Annotated in this window: 4 protein-coding genes; all 4 read left to right on the top strand. The window is 41.5% G+C overall.

Features of this window, described 5'->3' with window-relative positions; translation table 11 throughout:
- A partial coding sequence (locus tag V7083_RS19915) for a SpoVA/SpoVAEb family sporulation membrane protein (protein ID WP_335481196.1) occupies positions 1–139 on the top strand: 139 nt, incomplete at its 5' end.
- Positions 140–1,156: a stage V sporulation protein AD gene (gene spoVAD, locus V7083_RS19910; RefSeq protein ID WP_335481193.1), complete on the top strand. Its 1,017-nt coding sequence runs from the start codon at positions 140–142 to the stop codon at positions 1,154–1,156.
- A gap of 13 nt (positions 1,157–1,169) precedes the next feature.
- Positions 1,170–1,526 carry a stage V sporulation protein AE gene (gene spoVAE, locus V7083_RS19905; protein WP_335481191.1) on the top strand — a complete coding sequence of 119 codons (357 nt, stop codon included), beginning with the start codon at positions 1,170–1,172 and terminating at the stop codon, positions 1,524–1,526.
- A 108-nt stretch (positions 1,527–1,634) separates the two neighbouring features.
- Complete coding sequence (locus tag V7083_RS19900; protein WP_335481189.1) at positions 1,635–1,745, top strand: YjcZ family sporulation protein; 111 nt, start codon at positions 1,635–1,637, stop codon at positions 1,743–1,745.
- Positions 1,746–1,851 lie beyond the last annotated feature (106 nt).

The raw sequence follows: 1,851 nt of genomic DNA, 5'->3' as shown, positions 1-1,851 counted from the left end.
GCATAGGACGGAAGGATTTGTACTCGGAGTCGGCGGAAATATGTTTAAGCTTGCAGGGGCCGTATTGCTTTTTGGGGTATTTTCAGCCTTTATAGTGGCATTAATCAGAACACTGCTCTCAATTTGGGGGGTTATATAATTGCTAAAAGGGCATCAAACATGGGTATTTGACAAACGGCCAATGATAAGGGCAACAGGAGTGACTGGGGGCCCATTTGAGGCAAATAGTAATTTGGCCAATGATTTTGATTTATTGTATGAGGACTTGTGGATGGAGCAAGACTCTTATGAAAAAGCACATCGCGTATTAATGGAAGAAGCCATTAAAATTGCTATGAAAAAAGCAAATATGGAGAAGGAACAAGTTCAATTTTTATTTGCTGGTGACTTAATTAATCAAATAACACCATCAAGTTTTACTGCCCGAACCATGCAAATTCCCTATTTTGGACTATTTGGGGCCTGTTCTACCTCTATGGAAGGCTTGGCACTAGCTTCATTTGTTATAAATTATCAGGGAGCGAAGTATGTATTGACTGGTGCTTCAAGTCATAATGCTGCAGTTGAAAAACAATTCCGTTATCCAACCGAATATGGGAGCCAAAAGCCTCCTACCGCCCAATGGACGGTAACTGGAGCCGGTGCAGCACTGCTCCAGCCAAATGATCCAAGGGAAAATTATCCCGTAACTACCTCAGCCACGATCGGGAAAGTCATTGATATGGGGTTGTCGGATCCTTTTAATATGGGTGGTGCCATGGCACCGGCGGCGGCTGACACGATCATGGCCCATTTTAGAGATATGCAACTCGATCCTTCCTACTATGACCTGATTATTACTGGTGATTTAGGCAGGGTTGGACATGATGTTGCCTTTGAATTGTTAAATAAGAGTGGACTCAACCTGCAAAGAAAGCAGTTTCAGGATTGTGGAATTCTTATTTATAAGGATAATCAGCCAGTTCAATCAGGTGCGAGTGGTGCAGGCTGTTCAGCCACTGTCTTATATGGTCACCTGCTGAATGAAATGAAAAAAGGGACTTATAAAAGGATTTTGTTGGTGGCAACGGGTGCCTTGTTGTCTCCGCTAACTTTTCAGCAAAAAGAATCAATACCATGCATTGCTCACGCAGTTGCAATGGAAATGAATAATTAGTGGCGGTGGTTCTATGTTAGCAATGTTTTTTTGGGCATTTGTGATTGGTGGCCTTATTTGTGTTATAGGTCAACTACTGTTTGATGTTGCGAAACTTACTCCTGGCCATACCTTAAGCTTGTTGGTTGTAATGGGCGCTGTATTGTCCGGCTTTGGCTTATATGAACCGTTGGTCAATTTTGCAGGGGCCGGAGCAACGATTCCAATAACAAGTTTTGGAAATTCATTAGTGCATGGTGCACTTCAGGATGCCAACAGCCATGGAATCATTGGTGTGTTAACCGGAATGTTTCAAGTAACAAGTTCAGGCGTTTCAGCTGCGATTATATTTGGTTTCATAGGCGCCCTTGTGTTCAAGCCGAAAGGATAAATGCTCATTTTTTAGTCTATTTATGAATAAGCTTGTCCGTGCCTATACACTTTCTTTAGTGATTTCATATCTTATTATTGAAACTACTAAAGAGAGGTGAATTTATCTATGTGTTTCGGATACGGCGGATATGGCTACGGTGGCGGTTATGGCTCAACTTTCGTTTTAATCGTTGTCTTGTTCATTCTATTAATCATTGTTGGAGCTAGCTGGTATTAATACCTAGCTTAACAAAGATGGGGTTGGCTAAAATTTGGCCAGCCCTTTCTTTGCATTTTTTTCACCAAATTCCACTTCCTTCATACAATAAAGTAGTTTATGAAGG

It is taken from the genome of Bacillus sp. JJ1764 (assembly GCF_036962145.1).
Classification (GTDB): Bacteria; Bacillota; Bacilli; order Bacillales; family Cytobacillaceae; genus Neobacillus.
This window is presented reverse-complemented; position numbering and strand designations above follow the sequence as displayed.

Coding starts and splice junctions, on each gene's coding strand:
- spoVAE (WP_335481191.1), top strand. CDS start 1,170: ATGTTAGCAATGTTTTTTTGGGCATTTGTGATTGGTGGCCTTATTTGT.
- V7083_RS19900 (WP_335481189.1), top strand. CDS start 1,635: ATGTGTTTCGGATACGGCGGATATGGCTACGGTGGCGGTTATGGCTCA.